The organism is Clostridium sp. OM05-9, from assembly GCF_003481465.1.
Classification (GTDB): Bacteria; Bacillota; Clostridia; order Lachnospirales; family Lachnospiraceae; genus Coprococcus; species Coprococcus ammoniilyticus.
Genome location: NZ_QULF01000004.1, coordinates 183,526 through 203,521 on the forward strand (window position 1 = coordinate 183,526; position 19,996 = coordinate 203,521).

Below are 19,996 nucleotides of genomic sequence, written 5' to 3' on the forward strand. Positions count from 1 at the left end.
TTTATCTACCCAAAATCTTGTAATTACATATATTACAAATATTATTTTTTATTCTTTTTAGAGTTATTTTCTTTCTATTAGTCCATATCATCTTACACAAAAATTTGAATTTTCCCTGTTTCCCATAAGTCCGTATAAACTCTTCGTCTATTATTTTATTAAATGGTTTAACAATATCCGGATATATAACATACCTGTCACTTTGATCATCACCATATACATATTTCATTGGTCTGCAAAAGAAATGAATATACATATATTCTTCTTGGCATACTGTATTATCTAAAAAAATACGATATAGTTTCCCTTTTTCCCATAGAAACACTTGATATTTATTAGTATATAATTTTTCTTTTGGCAATCTTTTTAAATAAAATGATGATTCATACTTTTCCAAATGAGCAAAATTGGGAGCAAAATAATATGGGATTTCTAATGCCTCATAAATTTCGTCCATACCGTTTTCATCAAAACTATATCCTGAATTTCCAGAAAATACTTTTTTGTAATCTGCTGTATTTGAAACAATATTTGTATATCTTCCATTCACAATTTCTGTATTTTTATAAATAGACGCATGACCTTTTGTCCCTATTCTCTCATATTTTTCTGTCAATTCATCTGTTATAAAAGCTCTTATATCTCCCCACATTAAATCTGCATCACAATATCCCCAAAAATCATAATCTTTTAATTCTTCTTTAAAAATTTGTCCATATGCAGGCTTAAATAATGATAAATTCCAAGGTTTTTCTATATTAATTTCAAATTGAAAATTTTCTTGAATCCTAACTTTTATCTCTTGAAAACTGCAATAAAATACTTTCACGTTTTTAGGATATTTAAAAGCAGTTTTATCATCTGTAAAAACTAAAAAATCAATTGTTGCATTATATTGACAACTCTTCAACCACAAATCAAAATTATTCGGTAGTTTTCCAAAGTAAGGTAATATGAAAGCGATTGTTTTCATTTTTCTTTCCTTTCTTCATCAATTAAAAATGTAATTGGATTTATTTTTAATAGATCTTTTACAAATAAATCTCCTGATTTTACATTTCCATACTTTTTACTTTCTCTTAATGTTTTTTCTTTTACCTCTTCATATGAACCTATGACCCTAGCAGGTACTCCGCCTACTACCACTCCTTCAGCAACATCCTTTGTAACTACTGCCCCAGCTGCAACTATTACATTAGGTCCAATAGTTACTCCAGGATTAACACATACATTTGCTCCTATATATACATTATCTAATATTTCTATTTTCCCAAATTTAGTTATATATTTATCTGTGTTTTCTTCATGATTAAATACTGTTGCAGCTATACTATGCGTAATTAATCTTACTCCTGCTGATATAGCGACATTATTATGTAAGCATACTAGAAACGGTTCTGCTGGTAGTATATTAGGTGTATAATATACGTTTTCTCCGATATGATAAAAAATTTTATGTTTTTTTAACCATCTTGCCTTTTTCCAACCATCTCGTATAGTTATCATTTTATACTGTCTATAATAACGTCTAAATTTATCCCCTATGATTTTTATTTTTGTAAACATTCTTGCTCCTTTTATTAAATCGAACTATAATATTCATGTTTCCATTTTAAATACAAAACTTGAGCAGGGATTACAAAAAGAAGATAAAAAACTTTCATAGAAGATTTTTTTAACAAACTAGGTATAGTCTTTCCAGCAAATTTTCCATATATATGATATTGCAAAATCGCTTTTACTTTTGCTTTCATATTACATTTTGAATGTAAAAAAACCTCTGCTCGTTCAACGCATCCTCTTGGAGATTGAATATTATGTTTTCTTCTATTATTCGTCAATCCATTTTCTAAATAATCCGAAATATAAATAACTCTATTAAAAAAACGCATTTTATACTTCTGTGCCATCTTTATCCAAACAATATCTTCCCCCAAAAATTTTTCTCCTTCAAATTCGGGAAAAGGATATTCCTTTAAGCAATGTGTATACCATACTTCTGCCATATCTCCGCCTATTCCACGATTTATACGACATTCAACATACGACTCTTTCATTCCCTCTTTCGGAACACCACTATCACTTAAATATCCTCCATTAGGTTTTCCCCTTAAAAAACTAAATCCACACAAATCTTTTTCTTCTTTATACTTTTCATATGTTGCTTGAATTATTGAAACTGCATCTGTTGTTAACGTATCGTCACTATCAACAATAAATGTCAATGCTGTTTTTATATGAGGATATGCATAATTAAGTGCTGTATGTTTTCCTCCATTTGGCTTTCTATAATAACTTATATGAAAGTCTGCCTCTTTTTTTATCTTTTCAATATACTCCTGAGTATTATCTATACTCCCATCATCTATAATAATCCAATCAAAATCTTTTCTATTTTGATCACATAAAGATTTGTATAACTTTTGCAATAAGTTATCTCTATTATAAGTCGGAGTAAGAATTGTAACATCGCTCATCTTTCTTATATCACACCCACTATTTCTCCATCTGTTTTGCAATATCTGCATCTACGATCTCTTCTCCAGTTTTACCAACCAGCTGTTCTTTAGACGCCGCTGATAATCCATCATTAATTGTTGCACACATATCACATGTACTACATTTATCTAACTGTTCTTTCGTTACTTTTCCTTCTTTGTAATCTCTTACAATCTTCAACTCATACATACTGTATTTTTTCTTTTTAAAGAATCTAAGGAATTTATGCTGAATTACCCAGAGTGCCGGTTTCCATATATATTTGTGCATAGCCGGGGACACAGATCCAATCATCCAACAATCACGATCGCAGCAACGTACTTTTGAACGTACTTTTTCTGCTTCTGGACTATTCCATAATTCATCCCAACTCTGCTCATTCAAATTACCCATAACTTCTTTATCTTTTGTTCCGTTACAAGGCATTACATCACCATATGGATCAATAAAAAATGTATCAAAGCTCATATCGCATGGAAGTAATCTCTTTTGTCCGTAAATATAGTTAATTAAACCATGATTAAAGTAAGCTCTGAACCATTTCTTAGGACTATTACTATTCAACAGTTCATTTACAAGATTTTCAAACTGCTTTGCTACCATCGGACGATTATGGATGATATTCTTAGCTTCTACGAAATAGAAACTGTTGTGTAAAGAAGCTGTCGCAAATTCCATCCCCATTTCATTGGAAATCTGATAAAGTGGAACCAAGTCTTTACAGTTTGCATCCTGTACAGTCATTCCGAATCCGACATCTTTCATTCCCATTTTTCTAAGCTTTTTCAAAGTTGTATAGCCTCGCTGGAATCCATTATCTAATCCACGAATTTTATTATTTGTTTCTTCCAGACCTTCAATGGAAATACGAATACCAATATTAGGGAACTCTTTACAAAGGTCAACAATACGATCTGTAAAGAAACCATTTGTAGAGATAACAATACGATCGGATTTCTTATATAACTCACGTACAATATCCTTTAAATCAGTACGGATAAATGGCTCTCCACCCGTAATATTTGTAAAATACATTTTAGGAAGTTTCTTAATTGTCTCAACTGAAATTTCTTCTTCCGGTTTCGATGGTTTTTTATAACGATTACACATATTGCAACGTGCATTACAACGATAAGTTACAATAACTGTACCATTCAGTTTCTTTTCTCCTGATTTTTTACCCATTTTCCTATCCTCTGTTTCCTTACTTTTAATCGATGTTAATTTTCTGCCTCTATATATTTTCATTAATTTATTGTAATATTCTTCAATAGTATCAAAACTAATGTCCTGACAATTCTTACTGTAAGAATCTGTAAGAGGCTTGTCCTCCCACAACTTCTCTATTTTTTCTTTTAAATCTTTTGCATTGGTACTTTCAAAAAGTTCTCCAGTCTTACCATTCTGAATAAGTTCTGGAATTCCTCCGATATTTGCTCCCAACACAGGTGTTCCATACATCTGACTTTCCATTACAGAGAATGGACAATTCTCATACCATTCTGACGGATAGATAGAATATCTAGCTTCTCTTATTAATGTTTCCAATGCTTCACCTGTTTGGAATCCTACATTTTTAATATTGCTGATTCCATTTACTGTATCTTCTAATGGCCCTGTTCCAGCAAATACAAACTGAATATTCGGCAATTCCTTACATACCTTTAATAATGTTCCAATTCCCTTTTCTTCTGAAAAACGTCCAAAGTATAAAACATAATCTTTCTTTTCTGTATCTTTCCATTCTACTTTATCAATAAAATTATGTAAGGCAATCGTTTTCTTTGCAAATAATGAATTTGTATCCAATTTTGTTTTCATAAATTCAGAACAACAAATCATAGCATCAATATACTTATATGCTCCATTCACTTTCCAAAATTCTGCTTCTAAAGTTCCAACCGCTGATTTTGCGATACTTCCATGAATACATTTCCCTTTTGTACAGTTAAGAAAATGTCCACCTAAACATTTCTCGCAGTTTTCATGGGTATTGGGGTTATTACACATATGATTTGGACATACCAACTGGTAATCATGTGCTGTAAAAATAATTCGACATTTCTTACCCGTCTGTTTACTCCATTTATGTATTTCAAGAATAATGGATGGTGTAAGCTGATAGTTAAAGTTATTAATATGACATACGTCCGGTTCAAAATCATCTAATACCTTTCTAATCTTCTTTCTGGCTTCCAAAGAATAGATAGTCTTCACTGGATATATAACTTTTGCTAATTTAGAACCTCCATGAAAATCCATATCACTTGTATATGCATTTACTCTATTTTCAACGCAACGACCCTCATGCTCCATTCCAAAGAACTGAACTTCATGCCCTTGTTTTTCTAAATATTCACCTAATTTAAAAATATATGTCTCACTACCACCATTAGGGTAGAGGAACTTATTTATCATTAATATTTTCATACCTTTTCACCCCTTTTACTTGCTCACTAATTTATTTGAAACGTAGTTAAATATATGCTGCATTGTGATTGCAAATATAGATGCCCCCACAATTACAATTACTACTGTGCAAATATATTGACTCCATCCAGTTCCTAACAAGGTATTAATACCTAGCTTTTCAATCACACGAAAAAGGAACATATGGGAAAGATAAATTTCCATGCTGATTCCACTGAAAAATTTTGTAACTTTATTCTCTAATATCCCCCCCATCTTTAAAATTGCATACATTAATAATAATGAGGATACCAACAGACACATTACAGAATATCCACCAATGATATAATAAAGAACTATACTAATCCAAGTCAGTCCCAATACAATCCACTGGTTAAAATGAGCAATTTGTTCTCTATAAAGATATATCAACCCTCCAGCTAAGAAAAAACACGCACTATATAAAATATTTGTTCTCCCAACATCAAAATAATTTGCACATGCAAAGTTATAAATTAAACTTACACCAAAAGCCATCCATGCTCTTCTTTTGTTCTCGATAAGAACACAAAAAAATGGAAATATGAGATAAAACACAAAGATCAATCCCAAGAACCAACCTACACCTATTACTGAAATAGTATCTGCCGGTAAAAATCCAAATACTAACGTTATGTCTGCAAACCCTTCATATATACTTCCCAAAGAATGTGTCATTGCCACATCAAGCAAGACAAGGAAACCAAAAAATGGAAGAATCTTTTTAAACCGTTTACCATAAAAAACCGACCAAGAAATTTGATTATTTAAAACTTTTTGATAATACCCACAACACATTCCAAATGCAGACACTATCATAAACAAAAATACAAAGTTTGTAAAAGATGGAATAATATTGTTATATACAAAACCAGATATTTCATAACTATTATTTGCTCTTATATGCATCATTACGATACCAAAAGCCGCAATCATTCGTAATCCATCAATTGTGCCATAATGCTTTTTTTCCATCTTTTATCTCCTGTACAACTTCAATGTACTCTCCACAACATCATCCCAATTATATTTTTGACAAATATAATCTGCTGCTTCATCTTTATATTTTTGTACCTGTTTTTCATCATCGCAGGCTTTCTGAAGCTTGTTCTGTAAATCATTTACATCACTTTTTTTAAATACTAACGCCTTATCTTCTACCACCGAAGCACATTCATCTATATCAGATACTAGACAACAATTACCGTAACTCATAGCTTCCAACAAACTAAGTGGCATTCCCTCTAAGTCGCTTGGAAGGCTGTAGATATAAGCATTACTATATAACTCATCCAGCAACTGTCCCTGAACAAACCCAGTAAAAATAATCCTGTCATCGTCTTTTGCCATTTCTTTTAACTGATTAGCAAATTCATCGGTATCCGAACTGCCTCCCGCAATAACCAGCTTCTTATCTGTCTTTACCTTCTTGAATCCTTCAATCAAATAAGTAATTCCTTTTTCCGGAACAAGTCGTCCTAAAAATAAAATATAATCATCTTTCTTTAATCCAAATTCCTGTTCAATAAGTTCTGTCTTTCTAATAACTGGCCGATTCACACCATTAGGAATAAACTTTGTATCACGTCCATAAACTTCCCTAAAGTAATTCTGAACCCCTTCACTTAGAACAATAATCTCATCAGCAAATTTAACCGCACATTTTTCTCCGAGCATAATATATGTACTGGCCAATTTACCCCATTTAGCTCTCTGATGATCCAAACCATGTACCGTAGCTATACAACGCTTTCCAAATAATTTTGGCAACCAGATCATTGCACATGGTCCTTCTGCATGAAAATGCACCACATCATATTTTCCAAACGCAGCTGCTACCGCTGCAAAGAACGAAGCACTCATCGCAGCCAAGCCTTTTTTATCTATTGTTGGCACATATTTCATTCGTATACCTTTATATTCTTTCAATTTTTTTTCATCAAATTCTTTGCCACTTACATGATGCCCATTACGATTATACACCGTAACCGTATGTCCCATAACTGTCATACGCGTTGCTAATTCTTCTACAACAATTTCAACGCCTCCTTGACGACTTGGAATAGTTTTATGCCCCAAAAATGCGATTCGTAATGAAGATTCATTTATCTTTTTGCTCTTATTCATCGAAAGTTTCCTCATGTTGCTTAAATATTTTATACAAATATCCATCTGTTTTTTATAAAAATGTGTAGATTAATTTGTTATAAAATCAATCTACACATCTATATCACATCGACCCTTCACCCTTCAACACAACACCCACTGTCTTGAACAGTATCTTGATGTCGTTTACAAGGCTCCATTCATCGATATACTTACGGTCTAATCTTACAACCTCATCAAAATCCGTGATGTTACTTCTTCCACTGACCTGCCAGAGACCTGTAATACCCGGTTTGATTGCCATACGTCCTCTATGATGGGCAGAATATTTCTCCCATTCATCCTCTGTTGGCGGTCGGGTTCCGATCAGACTCATATCACCCTTTAACACATTGAAGAACTGCGGGAATTCATCGAGTGACCAGTCACGGATCCGGTTTCCGATGCCCTTCTTGATCGTACCATCCGGCAGCTTCTTGCAGCCGATGATTCGCGGATCATATTCCATCTTGAACATCATACCATCCTTGACCTGATTCTGCTCCATCAGTTCGGCTTTTCGTGCTTCCGCATCCATATACATACTTCGGAATTTATAGATCTTGAACTTCTTACCATTCTTACCGATACGGTACTGTGAGAAGAAGATCGGTCCCGGTGATGCGATATAGATACATGGTGCAAGGATGATCGTAAGGACACCTGTAAAGATACATCCCACGATTCCGCCAAGGATATCGATTGCCCTCTTTACAAATGCCTGATACGTTGTTATATATGTAGTGCTGACGGTCAGTACATGATGACCAAGCTGTTTATCGAATACATACTGATAATCGGAAAGTTCTGCCGGAACACGCACCCGCACATGAACCGTGATTCCCATATCTGCAAACTGTCCCAGAAGATTCTCCGGAATATGCTTCTCAAATGGTATATTCACATAGACCTCATCTACCCAGCCATGCATGATCTGTTCCAGAACTTCGTCTGTATATGCATATATACTAAGCTCCAAATCTGCATATTCTGTATTGTAGTTTTCTGCCTCATCCTCAGTTGCATCTAATAATACAACACCTGCAACCCGATACAGATTATAGTATTCTGTATCCATTTCTGCAAGTAACGCATTCAGATATTCTTTGACTGTCACGATCACAATAGACTTTTTCGCCACACGATGTCTTCGTACATACTCCTTCCAAAGAAGCGTGATCACATAGCCCATAACCAGATATATCATGCCAAATAAGGCCATAACCTTTCTGGAATAGGCTGCGCCCATCTTCATCATGAACAGAACGAATACTGCCAGAAGTACAACCAGTACAGACTGCTTCACAGACGCAACAGCTTCACGGAAATATCCCCGTTTCAATACGCCTTTATATATATGACATACTATGGTAATTAATAATTGAAATAATGTCAGAAGTACGGCTATTGTCCGATATAACTTACTATGATACGGATTCTCTGTTCCCATCCGTATAAAATACGCCATACAATAAGATGCATGCAGTGCTATCAGATTCAGCACTGTAAAATCAAGATGCTTTAACCAGCCCTGAGGCTCTTTTCTATACATTCTATTCCCTCATTTCCCTCATAAATGTGTTCATCATGTATCTTTATCAAGTCAAGCTATATAAATATAGTTGTTAATGGCTTAGAAATCCTTAACGCTTCTTAACCACTAACAACTATAATTCAATTCTTATTAAAAGTCAATTTTCCAGGCTTAAGTTGAATGTAGAAATTTCTGAAAATAATACTGTTATTTTAGGCAATTTTTCCAAAGTATTTGACAAAGTTCTATAGCTTATATCCATTCTTCTTTAACAGCTCTCTGGCGGTTTCCGGTGAATCCACGCCCTCTGCATTCTTGATCGGTGCAAATTCATACTCTCTGATAACTTCAAATGGTAAGCAGTCATTCATAAACTGCAGCATATCAAGTGCCAGTGTCTCGAACTTGTAGCCGTTTGGTTCCGAAGGCTTCACCAGCTCTTTCTTCTCGTTCATATATGGAATAACCTTCTTCGCCGTATGAAGCGGCATTTTCTGATTCAAAAGCTGTTTTAACTGATTAACCGGGAAGATATAATTTAAGATCACTCCATAATTATAAGCATACTCGCCCATAACCGTTTTCTCATACCGCATCTCATCCGACAATTCATAATATTCTACTATGTAAGGCTTATTGTCTTTCTTACACAGTACGCCTACCCGTTCATATGGATCTGCTTTCTTTACGACTTTTGCCGCCGACTGATAATCCTCCATCATCATCGAGCCAAGGAATACCGGATCCGCGATCTTCTGCAAGACATTATCGACTGCGAATACATTGATATAGCGGATACCTTCTTTATCAAGCTGCTCTACCAGCCCTGCCCGTTTCATGGATGAGAACCAACCACCATTTCCATTTGGTGACAGGCAGATCTTTGATGGTGCTTCCATCAATATCTTTCCATTAAAATCAACGGATGGTACCAACTCCTGCTTGAAGAAATGCAGATACTCCTCCTTATATCCAAAGTTCTTATGTTCTGCAAAGAAAGATGTCGTTGCATCGTAGTTCTTATCGCTGGTCATGATATAGAGATGGATCCATCTTCCAAGTGTCTTCACAACAGTCAGGATCGTTTTCACCTGACATTCGAAGATATAGAGTTCTCTGGTCTCACCTATATTATAGGTTCCTTTCGGTCCATCATAGCCAAGTCTTGTTCCCTGCCCTCCGGCAAGCATTACAAGGGCAAGCTGGCCCTTCTGGATTGCCGTTTCACCAAGCACCTTATAGGCAAATTCATAGTCTTTGATCGTGTCAAGTGTCAAAACCTCTGTTGGTGTGATCATTCCTTCCTTACCGTCTGATTCTTTCTCTTTTAATACATCAAATATAGAGAAGTCGATTTCTTCAATCTGGGAAAGCAGGCTCTGCTTCTCCTCATCGTTTAATTCATCATAATAGGCAAGCACATGCTCCTGCTCGTACTTTTTCAAAACTTCTAAAGCGTTTTCATATGTCATATAATTTTCCCTCATTTCACACTATCTATAATTTTTAACTCGCTTCTTCACCGCAACCGTCTCACCAAACACCTTGAATATATCCTTTAATCCGATCCTTCTTCCACCCTTGCTGTCATCCCGGCTGTAGTTCAGCTCGATCGGAGCTTCGCAGATCTTTCTGCCATCCTTTGCTGCCATGGCAAGGATCTCGATATCGAATGCATATCCTTCTGCCTGCATCCGGCTTACGATCGGTTTGATCACTTCTTTTTTGAATAACTTAATACCGGTCTGTGTATCGTGGGTGTTCAGATGGAACATCATCTTTAACATCAGATAATATCCATAGCTCATAATCTTACGCAGCATCGGATAATGGAGCTTCGACTCCGGATGCAGCTTGGAACCGATCACGATATCGGCGTTCTGCTCCTTCATATCCTTTAAGAATCGTTTCAGCAGGATCGGTGGCAGTTCCAGATCGGAATCCAGAAATGCGATGTATCGTCCCTCTGCTGCTGCGATCCCTGTCCGGATGGCATGTCCTTTTCCACCATTTGGCTGATATGAGATTCCTCTGATATGAGTATCCTGCATTTCTGCCCGGCGGATGCACTCTGCGGTGTTATCTGCACTTCCGTCGTCAACTGCTATGATCTCATACCGTTTGACGAAACCGGACAGCACTCTGCTGGTTTCAAGCAGATTATCTGTTATATGTGCTCCTTCATTATAGGCGGGCATGACGACAGATAGTGTCACATCCCCTTCCTTATTTGTTTCCATGGTCAACGTTCTCCTGTCTGACAGTCTTATTCTTCTATGTTCGCCTGTTTTACAATACCATAGACTGCCTCTCTGACGATTTCCGACATGGATACGCCCTTCTGCTTTGCATATCTTGAAAGCAGTTCATGTGTATCTGTGTCGATCCTAAGTCTTAGAATTGTGTCTTTCCGTTTATCGGTCGGTCTTCCCGGACCTCTCTTGATTTCCTCTGCCATCTCCCTGCTCCGTTTCTTTTTATTTAAAGAAAATATTTCTTTACTCCATGTATCGCATATCCTGCAAAATATCCAAGTGACTTCACTGTTCCAAATCCCATCTTCCGGTATACCTGATACGTCATCTTTGCAGAATGTAATTTGGAACCTGATTTACTGTTCTTCACCATCCGGTAAAGCAATAACGGTTCATTGATGCCTGCTGCCTCCCCGTATTTCTTAAGGATCTGCAGCCAGCAGATATAATCCTCGTGAGCATCATCATCCCCCATCGGGAACTCTGCTGCCACCTCCCGCTTCATCACTACGGATGAGCAGTTGATCACATTTCCATATAACATACCTTTATAAGTGATCTTCTCCGGTACCGGCAAGATCCGCCCGGTATGGGTTCCGTCCTCTTCCATCAGTTCTCTGGCAGTTGAGGATAATACCACTCCGGTCTTCTTCATAACAGCAAGCTGCTTTGAGAGCTTTCCCGGCCGCCAGATATCATCGGAATCTAAGAATGCTACATATTCGCCCTCTGCAAGCTGCACACCTTTATTTCTCGTTGCTGCTACGCCAAGATTGGTTTCATTCTTATATAGTCTAACCTGTGGATTGCTTTTATATTCTGCCAGGCACTCCGTCAGATCCTCCGGCGAACAGTCGTTGATCACGATGATCTCTGATATCACATCCTGACAAAGTGCGGAATCGATTGTCTGTTTAATTGTTCTGCTGCAATTATATGCCGGAATGATCACGGATACTTCTGGTTTCATTTATTTCTTTTCCTCTACACTATAGAAGGCATCCTCGGCTTCATCATGCGGATGCTTGATGCCTGTTTTCTTTGTCCTGTCTTCGCGGATCGCTGTCGTCTGATTTGCATCGATTCCTTCCGTATTCTCCTTCTGGAATAAGATCTTGAAGGTCAGCAGGATCAGCTTCAGATCCAGCCATAAGGAATACTGCTCATAATATGTCAGGTCAAGTTTCACCTTATCTCTCGGTGTGGTGTTATATTTACCGTAAACCTGTGCATATCCGGTAAGTCCGGCCTTCATCTTCAGACGATAGTCGAATTCCGGGAAAGTCTCCCTATACTGTGCTGCGATCTCCGGGCGCTCCGGTCTAGGGCCTACGACTGACATATCGCCCTTTAAGATATTAAAGAGCTGTGGCAGCTCGTCTAAGTGTGTGGCACGGATCACACGGCCAACCGGTGTGATTCTGTCATCATGCTTTCTTGCAAGCTGTGCGCCATGTTCCTCGGAGTCCATCCGCATACTTCTGAATTTCATGATCTTGAATACCCTGCCATTTAAGGTCAGACGATTCTGTTTATAGAATACAGGGCCTCTGTCATAGAGCTTGATCGCAAGTGCGATCAGGATCATAAACGGTGAAAAGATAATGATCATGATCAGGGATACGATGATATCCATCAGACGCTTGAAGATCATATCTTCTCCTGTCAGTCCCTGGTTTCTGGATAATAATAACGGTGTATCAAACAAATGGATCGGTTCTGCTCCTAAGATAATGATATCCGATAACTTCGGTACCACATACGAACGGATCGAATGCTCGAAGCAGTATTTTACCAATTCGTTTCTGATATATGCCTTTGTCTCACAAAGGATAACACCATCGTACTGTAAGATTTTTTCTTTTAATGCTTTCTCACCTTCACTGACATGAATACGGTCAGCAATGATGTATTTGTCTTTTCTGGCATTGATCTTATCAATGAATTCGGTCGGTGTCTTATATCCGTAGACAAGCAGTAAATGTCTTGGAGGATAAAACTTACGGTACATCATCCTGCAGACAAATACCCATATAAATATAACTATGATCTCTAAGAATGTAAGCTCGATCATGTTCAGTGCCGGCAGATAATTACGGGCAATGATACACAGCTCGACATAACCTACGATATTTGCACAGACCAATGATAATATCTGTGAAAAGAGAACATCCATCACCCGGAGGAAGCCTACTTTATAACCACCATACAGCTTCGTAAACAGATAAATGATAATCGCATACATACCGATTACCGCCCAGTTACCTTTGTTCCAGAACGGAATCTGGATAGCCTGAGTATTATCTGCATATTCGGTATACCACATCCTTGCAAACAGCAGTACTTCCGCAGCTAACAGAAGCACGCCTTCCGAAAATGTGATAATACGTTTGTAAATGTCTCTCTTTCTCACATGTCTGGTTTCTTCCATATCAATCTCCATCCCACCATGAGAGGTGGTCATCAGGTGGATATGCCACCTGCTTTCTCTTCATTTTTTTCTATTGGTATCGATTATTTTAACAGTTCACGGAGCATCTGGTTTACGGATGCCGGATCTGCCTTGCCTTTCATTGCTTTCATGGTCTGTCCAACCAATGCGCCAAGTGCTTTTTCTTTTCCGCCACGGAAGTCTTCGATTGCTTTTGGATTATTGGCAATAACTTCTTCTACGACCTTGCGGAGTGCACCTTCATCATTTACGGTGGCGAGTCCATGTTCTTTTACATAGCTTTCCGGTTCAATATCATCTGTAAATATCTTCTCAAATACTTCCTTTGCGACATTGCTGTTGATGGCTTTCGCATCTACCATCTGTATCAGCTTTGCAAGGTGCTCTGCACTGAATGACAACTCATCTGCATCGATGGAATGTTCTTTCATCAGACGCATGGTCTCTCCCATCAGCCAGTTGGATACCTTCTTCGGATTTGCTCCGAGAGCGATCGTCTCCTCGAAAAGGTCTGCCATCTTCTTTGTATTTGTAATGATATCTATATCATAGTCTGGGATATCATACTCTTCTTTATACCGGATCTTCTTCTCATCCCGGAATTCCGGCTGACGGCTTCGGATCTCCTCCATCCACTCGTCACTGATCTGTACCGGTACAAGGTCAGGATCAGGGAAATAACGGTAGTCCTGTGCATCCTCTTTGGAACGCATCGGATATGAATATTCCTTGGTATCATCCCATCTTCTGGTCTCCTGTACAACCTTTTCGCCTGCTTCAATCAGATCGATCTGACGTTCTCTCTCATTCTCGATCGCATGGGCGATAGCCTTGAATGAGTTCAGGTTCTTTGTCTCTGTTCTTGTTCCGAATTCTTCTGCTCCGACTTCACGAACAGACAGGTTGACATCGGCACGCATCGAACCTTCATTTAACTTACAGTCTGATGCTCCGAGATACTGGATGATCAGACGTAATTTCTCAAGATAAGCAATTACTTCTTCCGCAGAACGCATATCCGGCTCAGATACGATCTCGATCAGAGGCACACCGGAACGATTGAAATCGACCAGTGAACTGTCTGTATATGGATCATGTACCAGTTTACCTGCATCCTCTTCCATATGGATCTCATGGATCCTTACGAATTTCTTCTTGCCCTCTACTTCGATCTCTACCTTTCCGTTTCTGCAGATTGGGTAGTACAGCTGAGAGATCTGATAGTTCTGTGGGTTATCCGGATAGAAATAATTCTTACGGTCAAATTTACAGTTCTGTGTGATCGTACAGTTGGTTGCAAGACCGACAGCAACTGCTTTTTCTACTACCCCTTTATTCAGTACCGGAAGGGAACCCGGCATACCGGTACAGACCGGACATGTATGTGTATTCGGTGCACCACCAAATGCGGTACTGCAGCCGCAGAATATCTTCGTCTTTGTCGCAAGCTCTACATGAACCTCCAGACCGATCACGGTTTCGTATACTTTACTCATCTTACAGACCCCTTTCTGCTACAGCGGCAGGCTGCTTGTACTCTCTTGTCTGCTCAAATGCATATGCCGCCTGAATGATTGCTTTCTCGTTAAATGCATCTCCTACCATCTGGACACCGATCGGCATGCCGTCTTTGTCGTACCCGCATGGAAGGGAAATACCCGGAAGTCCTGCAAGGTTGACCGGAACGGTGTATACATCGCCCAGATACATCTTGATCGGATCGGATAAGGACTCACCCATGGTCAGTGCCGTTGTCGGAGCAACCGGACCGAGGATGATATCATATTTTGCAAATGCTTTATCATAAGCCTGTTTGATCAGGGCTTTTACCTTAAGTGCTTTTACATAGTATGCATCATAGTAACCGGATGACAAGGTAAAGGAACCTAACATGATACGTCTCTTTACTTCTGCGCCGAAGCCTTCGGAACGTGTCTTCTTATACATGTTGTGAAGGTCTGTATACTCTGCTGTACGATAGCCGTATTTTACGCCGTCGAAACGCTCCAGATTCGAACTTGCCTCTGCAGATGCAATGATATAATATGCAGGAATCGCATATTCTACCATACCAAGATCGAATTCTTCCACGATCGCACCTTTTTCTTTTAATACTTCAGCTACATGGTACACAGCATCCTTGATCTCCGGATCCAGTCCTTCTGTGAAGTAGTCCTTTGGAAGTCCGATGCGCATACCCTTTACATCGTCCTTTAATGCACTTGTAAAATCATTATCGGTACGTTCTACAGATGTAGAATCTTTCTTATCATACCGGGAAATGATCTCTAATATCGTTGCGCAGTCTGTTACATCCTTTGCAAGTGGTCCGATCTGGTCAAGAGATGAACCATATGCAACCAGACCGTATCTAGATACTCTGCCATATGTCGGCTTGATTCCTGTTACACCACAGAATGCTGCCGGCTGACGGATAGATCCACCGGTATCGGAACCGAGTGCACACGGTACTTCTTCTGCTGCAACAGCGGCTGCTGATCCACCGGAAGAACCACCCGGAACTTTATTTGTATCCCACGGATTCTTTGTCTCGCCATAATAAGAAGTCTCGGTTGTACTTCCCATTGCGAACTCGTCCATATTGGTCTTACCTACGATCACGGCTCCTGCTTCCATTAATTTCACAACAGCATCTGATGTATAGGTCGGTACAAAGTTTGATAAGATCTTGGATGCGCAGGTGGTAAGTACACCGTTCTGACACATATTATCCTTGATCGCGATCGGCACACCTGCCAGCGGGCCTGTCAGCTCGCCGCTGTCGATCTTCTTCTGTATTTCTTCTGCCTGTTTGAATGCACCTTCTTCATCTACGGTGATAAAACAGTTATATTCTTTGTCGTATGTCTTTATATTCTCGATGCAGGCTTTGGTTGCTTCCATAACGGAGATCTCTCCGGCCTTGATCTTCTTTCCAAGCTCTACTGCTGTCATACTCATCATATCCAATGTCCGTTACCTCCTAATCAAATGTTCTTGGCACCTTATAGCAGCCATCTTTCTGCTCCGGTGCATTTGACAGCATATTCTCTCTGTCGTCGCCATTTGTTACTTCATCTTCACGGAATACATTATTATAAGAAAATGTATGGCTCATTGCTTCCACATTCTCAGTGTCCAGTTCGTTTAACTTACTTACATAGTCAAGCATATCTGACATATCTTTCTTTGCCTGCTCCTTCTCCTCATCGGAAAGTTCAAGCTTCGCCAGAATACCTACATAATCGATTGTTTCGTCTGTAATAACCATGGTATGTCTCCTTGTCTGGGTTTTATTTATAGTACCACAAAATTAGTTAGAGTGTACCACATAACTCCGTTGTTTGCAAGTCTACATAAAAAGGAAGGCATTCCACCTTCCTTTTTATGTCTTATATTCTATTTATCTCAAGTTATATAATTCACTATTTATTAAATGCTTCACACAATCCGGAATAGTTTTATTCTTATCTGATACTAATATTTTATTATATTTATCAATACACGCTTCTTTTGCAAATATAAAATCGACTATGTCTCCACCATTACTTCTTTCTATTGATGAATCTTCTACTCTCAATGACATAGGAAGAAATAAGTCTTTTTGTTTTTTTCTTGTTGATCTTTACTCTCTATTAAGCCTAATGTGAATTCCAGATTTGTTACACTCAATTTATATACAATCGTAATAGTCTTCAGATTTTTAAGAATACATATCGTATCATTTGTCAATTCTGGCAATCTCTTTAAACACGGTATTTTCTTTTTTACATTAGCAAATGGGTGCCTTGCATCAAAATAAAACTGATTATTGGTAAGCTTTCTTCTTTTCGCATTCTTATAAAATTCTCTGGCTGATAAGTTTGTTTCTACTCCGGTCAAGTGAAGAAAATGATCCACCGGAAAGGATACCTCAAAATATTCTTCACCATATACATATAAAAATACTTTACCCGCTAACATTTTACTGTATATTTCAGCCGATTCTATTATTCCCTGTCGTATTTTATTTTTCTTTTCTGTCTTTGTAGCCATTCACACCTCATCATATGCAAAGAGGAGTGTGATGAAAACCACACTCCTCTTTGTATTCTTCATAAAGAGTTTTATGCTGGTTGTCAGCCTCGATATCCAGTTAAGATATCTAAATCGGCGTGGAAATCATTAAGTCCCCCACGTGGACTACAACCATATCCTGATTGCACGGCTCGATATCAATTAAGATATCTAATGAAATGGATTTTTTACCCTGCTCCATTTGCAGCCCAACTTTTTACGATGCTCTTTCATCGAGAATATCTCTATTCTTATATTTATAATACTCAAATCATATTATAATAACAACATTTTTATAGTTATTTTATAACATACCTTCCAATGTCTCACGGATTGCTTTGATGAAGTTCTCGCTGTTTAATACAGTTGGATTCTCAAGGGTTGTGATAAGTGCAAGATCCTTTGTCATCTTTCCGGATTCGATTGTTGCGATCGTCGCTTTCTCAAGCTTGTTTGCGAAATCAACCAGAGCGTCGATGCCATCCAGTTCACCACGTTTTCTAAGTGCACCTGTCCATGCAAAGATTGTTGCAACAGAGTTTGTGGATGTTTCTTCACCCTTTAAGTGCTTGTAGTAGTGTCTCTGAACGGTTCCGTGTGCAGCTTCGTACTCATACTTTCCATCCGGAGAAACCAGTACAGATGTCATCATGGCCAGTGAACCAAATGCGGATGAGATCATATCACTCATTACGTCACCATCGTAGTTCTTGCATGCCCAGATGAATCCACCCTCGGACTTCATTACTCTTGCTACAGCATCGTCGATCAGTGTATAGAAATATTCAATACCTGCTGCATCGAATTTCTCTTTGTATTCTTTATCAAAGATCTCCTGGAAGATATCTTTGAATGTATGGTCGTATTTCTTTGAAATTGTATCCTTGGTTGCAAACCAGATTGTCTGCTTGATATCCAGCGCATAGTTGAAGCAGCATCTTGCAAAGCTTTCGATTGATTTGTTGATGTTGTGCTGTCCCTGGATCACACCCGGACCGTCGAATTCATGGATCGTCTCTTTGATCACTGTGCCATCTGCACCTGTAAATACCAGTTCGGCCTTACCGGCACCCGGAACCTTGATCTCTACGTTCTTATATACATCACCATATGCATGTCTTGCGATTGTAATAGGAGCCTTCCAGTTCTTTACACATGGCTCAATGCCCTTTACGATAATTGGTGTACGGAATACAGTTCCGTCGAGGATCGCACGGATCGTTCCATTTGGGCTCTTCCACATTTCCTTCAGATCATACTCTGTCATACGTGCAGCATTTGGTGTGATCGTTGCACATTTAACAGCTACGCCATACTTCTGTGTTGCATATGCGGAATCAAATGTTACCTGATCATTTGTCTCATTTCTATATTCAAGTCCCAGATCGTAATACTCGGATTTCAGATCGATAAATGGATAGATCAGTTCATCCTTGATCATCTTCCAGAGAATCCTGGTCATCTCATCTCCATCCATCTCTACTAAAGGGGTAGTCATTTGAATTTTTTCCATCTTGCTCGTTCCTCCATGTTCTTTTATTATAGTTCTAATTACTTATCTGTTTTTATACACGCCTAGAATTATACATGAAAAATGTTGCTATTTCCAGTTTTTTGAAAGTTTTTTACACATATCCGTAAATTCCGCGCACGGACACTTCCCCGGATATAATGATCGACTCCTGTCCATCTTTATCCTTCACACGAAGTCCTCCATTTGGTGCAAGTCCAAGGGCTGTGTATTCTGTCCGGTTATATCCTTCGATCACATAGACCTGTTCATCCTTGTTCACAAGGATGGAATTATATTCATCCAGCATAAACTGAAGATCCTGACATTTGACAAATGCGTCATACAGCTCTTCAAAATGATTTGCCACACTGGCGACCAGTTTGCTTCTGTCACAGCCGGTTCCGTTTTCCAGCTTGATCGATGTCGCCTTATCTGCCAGTTCTTCCGGAAATTCCATCATGGATACATTGATGCCGATACCTACAACTGCATATTTGATATCCATACCTTCCGAACTCATCTCTGTAAGAATGCCACAGATCTTCTTGCCGCCGACTACAACATCATTCGGCCATTTGATCTGTGCCTGTAAGCCCGCTGTATCGGCAAGAGCACGCGCCGTTGCAAGTGCCGACAGGATCGTAAGTCTGGATACATTCTCGATCGGTACATCCGGACGGAGCAGAAATGTCATGGCTATGCTGGTTCCCTTCGGGGTGCTCCATGCCCTTCCTCTTCTTCCTCGTCCTGCATTCTGTTCGTTTGCAACAAACAACGCTCCGTGTGTTCCATCTGTCTCTCCTGCAAGCTTTGCCCGTATATTTGTGGAATCCGTCTCATCATAATAATACAGTTCTCTTCCAATCACCGATGTCGTGAGTGCTGCCTCTATCTTCTCTTTCGTAACGATATCCGGCTCTCCGACCAGACGATAGCCTTTATTATTTACAGCATCTATAATGTAGCCTTCTGCCTTTAAGGCATTGATGTTTTTCCAGACAGCGGTTCTTGAGACACCTAATTTCTCACAGATCGCCTGACCGGATATATAATCACTGCTTGTCCGAAGCAACGCAAGGATTTTTTCTTTCATG

At 38.7% G+C, this 19,996-nt stretch carries 18 protein-coding genes and 1 pseudogene; all 19 read right to left on the reverse strand.

The genetic code is table 11. The features are described from left to right. Nucleotide 1: 1 nt before the first annotated feature. Entirely contained in the window at nucleotides 2-973 is a 972-nt protein-coding gene (locus DXB77_RS08095) for a DUF6625 family protein (protein WP_118662998.1), read from the reverse strand. Then, nucleotides 970-1,566 carry an acyltransferase gene (locus tag DXB77_RS08100; RefSeq protein ID WP_118662999.1) on the reverse strand — a complete coding sequence of 199 codons (597 nt, stop codon included), beginning with the start codon at nucleotides 1,564-1,566 and terminating at the stop codon, nucleotides 970-972. Before DXB77_RS08100 ends, DXB77_RS08095 begins: the two co-directional genes overlap by 4 nt. 14 nt (nucleotides 1,567-1,580) lie before the next feature. Further along, nucleotides 1,581-2,528, reverse strand: coding sequence for a glycosyltransferase family 2 protein (locus tag DXB77_RS08105; RefSeq protein ID WP_243100163.1), 948 nt, complete (start codon nucleotides 2,526-2,528; stop codon nucleotides 1,581-1,583). Further along, a complete protein-coding gene (locus DXB77_RS13310; protein ID WP_243100168.1) occupies nucleotides 2,497-3,684 on the reverse strand; it encodes a radical SAM protein in 1,188 nt (395 codons plus the stop codon). Before DXB77_RS13310 ends, DXB77_RS08105 begins: the two co-directional genes overlap by 32 nt. Nucleotides 3,685-3,807: 123 nt before the next feature. Next, nucleotides 3,808-4,929 (reverse strand): annotated as a pseudogene (locus tag DXB77_RS13315) (glycosyltransferase); the annotation flags it as partial. A 15-nt stretch (nucleotides 4,930-4,944) separates the two neighbouring features. After that, entirely contained in the window at nucleotides 4,945-5,922 is a 978-nt protein-coding gene (locus DXB77_RS08115) for an acyltransferase (RefSeq protein ID WP_118663001.1), read from the reverse strand. 3 nt (nucleotides 5,923-5,925) lie between these two features. Beyond that, nucleotides 5,926-7,074 carry a glycosyltransferase family 4 protein gene (locus tag DXB77_RS08120; RefSeq protein ID WP_118663002.1) on the reverse strand — a complete coding sequence of 383 codons (1,149 nt, stop codon included), beginning with the start codon at nucleotides 7,072-7,074 and terminating at the stop codon, nucleotides 5,926-5,928. 103 nt (nucleotides 7,075-7,177) lie between these two features. Beyond that, nucleotides 7,178-8,644 (reverse strand): sugar transferase, encoded by a 1,467-nt coding sequence (locus tag DXB77_RS08125; RefSeq protein ID WP_118663003.1) that lies wholly within the window; start codon nucleotides 8,642-8,644, stop codon nucleotides 7,178-7,180. A 227-nt stretch (nucleotides 8,645-8,871) separates the two neighbouring features. Continuing rightward, nucleotides 8,872-10,098: a UDPGP type 1 family protein gene (locus DXB77_RS08130; RefSeq protein WP_118663004.1), complete on the reverse strand. Its 1,227-nt coding sequence runs from the start codon at nucleotides 10,096-10,098 to the stop codon at nucleotides 8,872-8,874. Nucleotides 10,099-10,119: 21 nt separating this feature from the next. Further along, nucleotides 10,120-10,866, reverse strand: a complete 747-nt coding sequence (locus DXB77_RS08135; protein ID WP_118663005.1) for a glycosyltransferase family 2 protein — start codon at nucleotides 10,864-10,866, stop codon at nucleotides 10,120-10,122. 26 nt (nucleotides 10,867-10,892) lie between these two features. Next, the gene (locus DXB77_RS08140; protein WP_117823399.1) at nucleotides 10,893-11,084 is read right to left on the reverse strand and encodes a hypothetical protein; all 192 of its coding nucleotides are present in this window, start codon (nucleotides 11,082-11,084) and stop codon (nucleotides 10,893-10,895) included. Nucleotides 11,085-11,107: 23 nt separating this feature from the next. Further along, nucleotides 11,108-11,851 (reverse strand): glycosyltransferase family 2 protein, encoded by a 744-nt coding sequence (locus DXB77_RS08145; protein WP_117823397.1) that lies wholly within the window; start codon nucleotides 11,849-11,851, stop codon nucleotides 11,108-11,110. After that, nucleotides 11,852-13,312: an exopolysaccharide biosynthesis polyprenyl glycosylphosphotransferase gene (locus DXB77_RS08150; RefSeq protein WP_243013950.1), complete on the reverse strand. Its 1,461-nt coding sequence runs from the start codon at nucleotides 13,310-13,312 to the stop codon at nucleotides 11,852-11,854. A gap of 83 nt (nucleotides 13,313-13,395) precedes the next feature. Continuing rightward, a complete protein-coding gene (gatB, locus tag DXB77_RS08155) occupies nucleotides 13,396-14,829 on the reverse strand; it encodes an Asp-tRNA(Asn)/Glu-tRNA(Gln) amidotransferase subunit GatB (protein WP_008401386.1) in 1,434 nt (477 codons plus the stop codon). Between the two features lies 1 nt (nucleotide 14,830). Continuing rightward, on the reverse strand, nucleotides 14,831-16,297 hold the full coding sequence (gene gatA, locus DXB77_RS08160) for an Asp-tRNA(Asn)/Glu-tRNA(Gln) amidotransferase subunit GatA (protein ID WP_347475251.1): 1,467 nt from the start codon (nucleotides 16,295-16,297) through the stop codon (nucleotides 14,831-14,833). A gap of 19 nt (nucleotides 16,298-16,316) precedes the next feature. After that, entirely contained in the window at nucleotides 16,317-16,604 is a 288-nt protein-coding gene (gene gatC, locus DXB77_RS08165; RefSeq protein ID WP_008401384.1) for an Asp-tRNA(Asn)/Glu-tRNA(Gln) amidotransferase subunit GatC, read from the reverse strand. Nucleotides 16,605-16,909: 305 nt separating this feature from the next. Beyond that, nucleotides 16,910-17,368 (reverse strand): PBECR4 domain-containing protein, encoded by a 459-nt coding sequence (locus tag DXB77_RS08170; protein WP_182439456.1) that lies wholly within the window; start codon nucleotides 17,366-17,368, stop codon nucleotides 16,910-16,912. Between the two features lie 325 nt (nucleotides 17,369-17,693). Next, nucleotides 17,694-18,902, reverse strand: coding sequence for an NADP-dependent isocitrate dehydrogenase (locus tag DXB77_RS08175; RefSeq protein ID WP_008401383.1), 1,209 nt, complete (start codon nucleotides 18,900-18,902; stop codon nucleotides 17,694-17,696). A 112-nt stretch (nucleotides 18,903-19,014) separates the two neighbouring features. Beyond that, complete coding sequence (locus DXB77_RS08180) at nucleotides 19,015-19,995, reverse strand: biotin--[acetyl-CoA-carboxylase] ligase (RefSeq protein WP_117808465.1); 981 nt, start codon at nucleotides 19,993-19,995, stop codon at nucleotides 19,015-19,017. Nucleotide 19,996: the final 1 nt, after the last annotated feature.

What these genes read in the sequence shown, in the direction of transcription:
- DXB77_RS08135 (WP_118663005.1), bottom strand. Translation starts at nt 10,866, where the DNA reads ATGGAAACAAATAAGGAAGGGGATGTGACACTATCTGTCGTCATGCCC.
- DXB77_RS08095 (WP_118662998.1), bottom strand. Translation starts at nt 973, where the DNA reads ATGAAAACAATCGCTTTCATATTACCTTACTTTGGAAAACTACCGAAT.
- gatB (WP_008401386.1), bottom strand. Translation starts at nt 14,829, where the DNA reads ATGAGTAAAGTATACGAAACCGTGATCGGTCTGGAGGTTCATGTAGAG.
- gatC (WP_008401384.1), bottom strand. Translation starts at nt 16,604, where the DNA reads ATGGTTATTACAGACGAAACAATCGATTATGTAGGTATTCTGGCGAAG.
- DXB77_RS08105 (WP_243100163.1), bottom strand. Translation starts at nt 2,528, where the DNA reads ATGCAGATATTGCAAAACAGATGGAGAAATAGTGGGTGTGATATAAGA.
- DXB77_RS13310 (WP_243100168.1), bottom strand. Translation starts at nt 3,684, where the DNA reads ATGGGTAAAAAATCAGGAGAAAAGAAACTGAATGGTACAGTTATTGTA.
- DXB77_RS08140 (WP_117823399.1), bottom strand. Translation starts at nt 11,084, where the DNA reads ATGGCAGAGGAAATCAAGAGAGGTCCGGGAAGACCGACCGATAAACGG.
- DXB77_RS08180 (WP_117808465.1), bottom strand. Translation starts at nt 19,995, where the DNA reads ATGAAAGAAAAAATCCTTGCGTTGCTTCGGACAAGCAGTGATTATATA.
- DXB77_RS08130 (WP_118663004.1), bottom strand. Translation starts at nt 10,098, where the DNA reads ATGACATATGAAAACGCTTTAGAAGTTTTGAAAAAGTACGAGCAGGAG.
- DXB77_RS08175 (WP_008401383.1), bottom strand. Translation starts at nt 18,902, where the DNA reads ATGGAAAAAATTCAAATGACTACCCCTTTAGTAGAGATGGATGGAGAT.
- DXB77_RS08115 (WP_118663001.1), bottom strand. Translation starts at nt 5,922, where the DNA reads ATGGAAAAAAAGCATTATGGCACAATTGATGGATTACGAATGATTGCG.
- DXB77_RS08100 (WP_118662999.1), bottom strand. Translation starts at nt 1,566, where the DNA reads ATGTTTACAAAAATAAAAATCATAGGGGATAAATTTAGACGTTATTAT.
- DXB77_RS08120 (WP_118663002.1), bottom strand. Translation starts at nt 7,074, where the DNA reads ATGAATAAGAGCAAAAAGATAAATGAATCTTCATTACGAATCGCATTT.
- gatA (WP_347475251.1), bottom strand. Translation starts at nt 16,297, where the DNA reads ATGATGAGTATGACAGCAGTAGAGCTTGGAAAGAAGATCAAGGCCGGA.
- DXB77_RS08150 (WP_243013950.1), bottom strand. Translation starts at nt 13,312, where the DNA reads ATGGAAGAAACCAGACATGTGAGAAAGAGAGACATTTACAAACGTATT.
- DXB77_RS08170 (WP_182439456.1), bottom strand. Translation starts at nt 17,368, where the DNA reads ATGGCTACAAAGACAGAAAAGAAAAATAAAATACGACAGGGAATAATA.
- DXB77_RS08145 (WP_117823397.1), bottom strand. Translation starts at nt 11,851, where the DNA reads ATGAAACCAGAAGTATCCGTGATCATTCCGGCATATAATTGCAGCAGA.
- DXB77_RS08125 (WP_118663003.1), bottom strand. Translation starts at nt 8,644, where the DNA reads ATGTATAGAAAAGAGCCTCAGGGCTGGTTAAAGCATCTTGATTTTACA.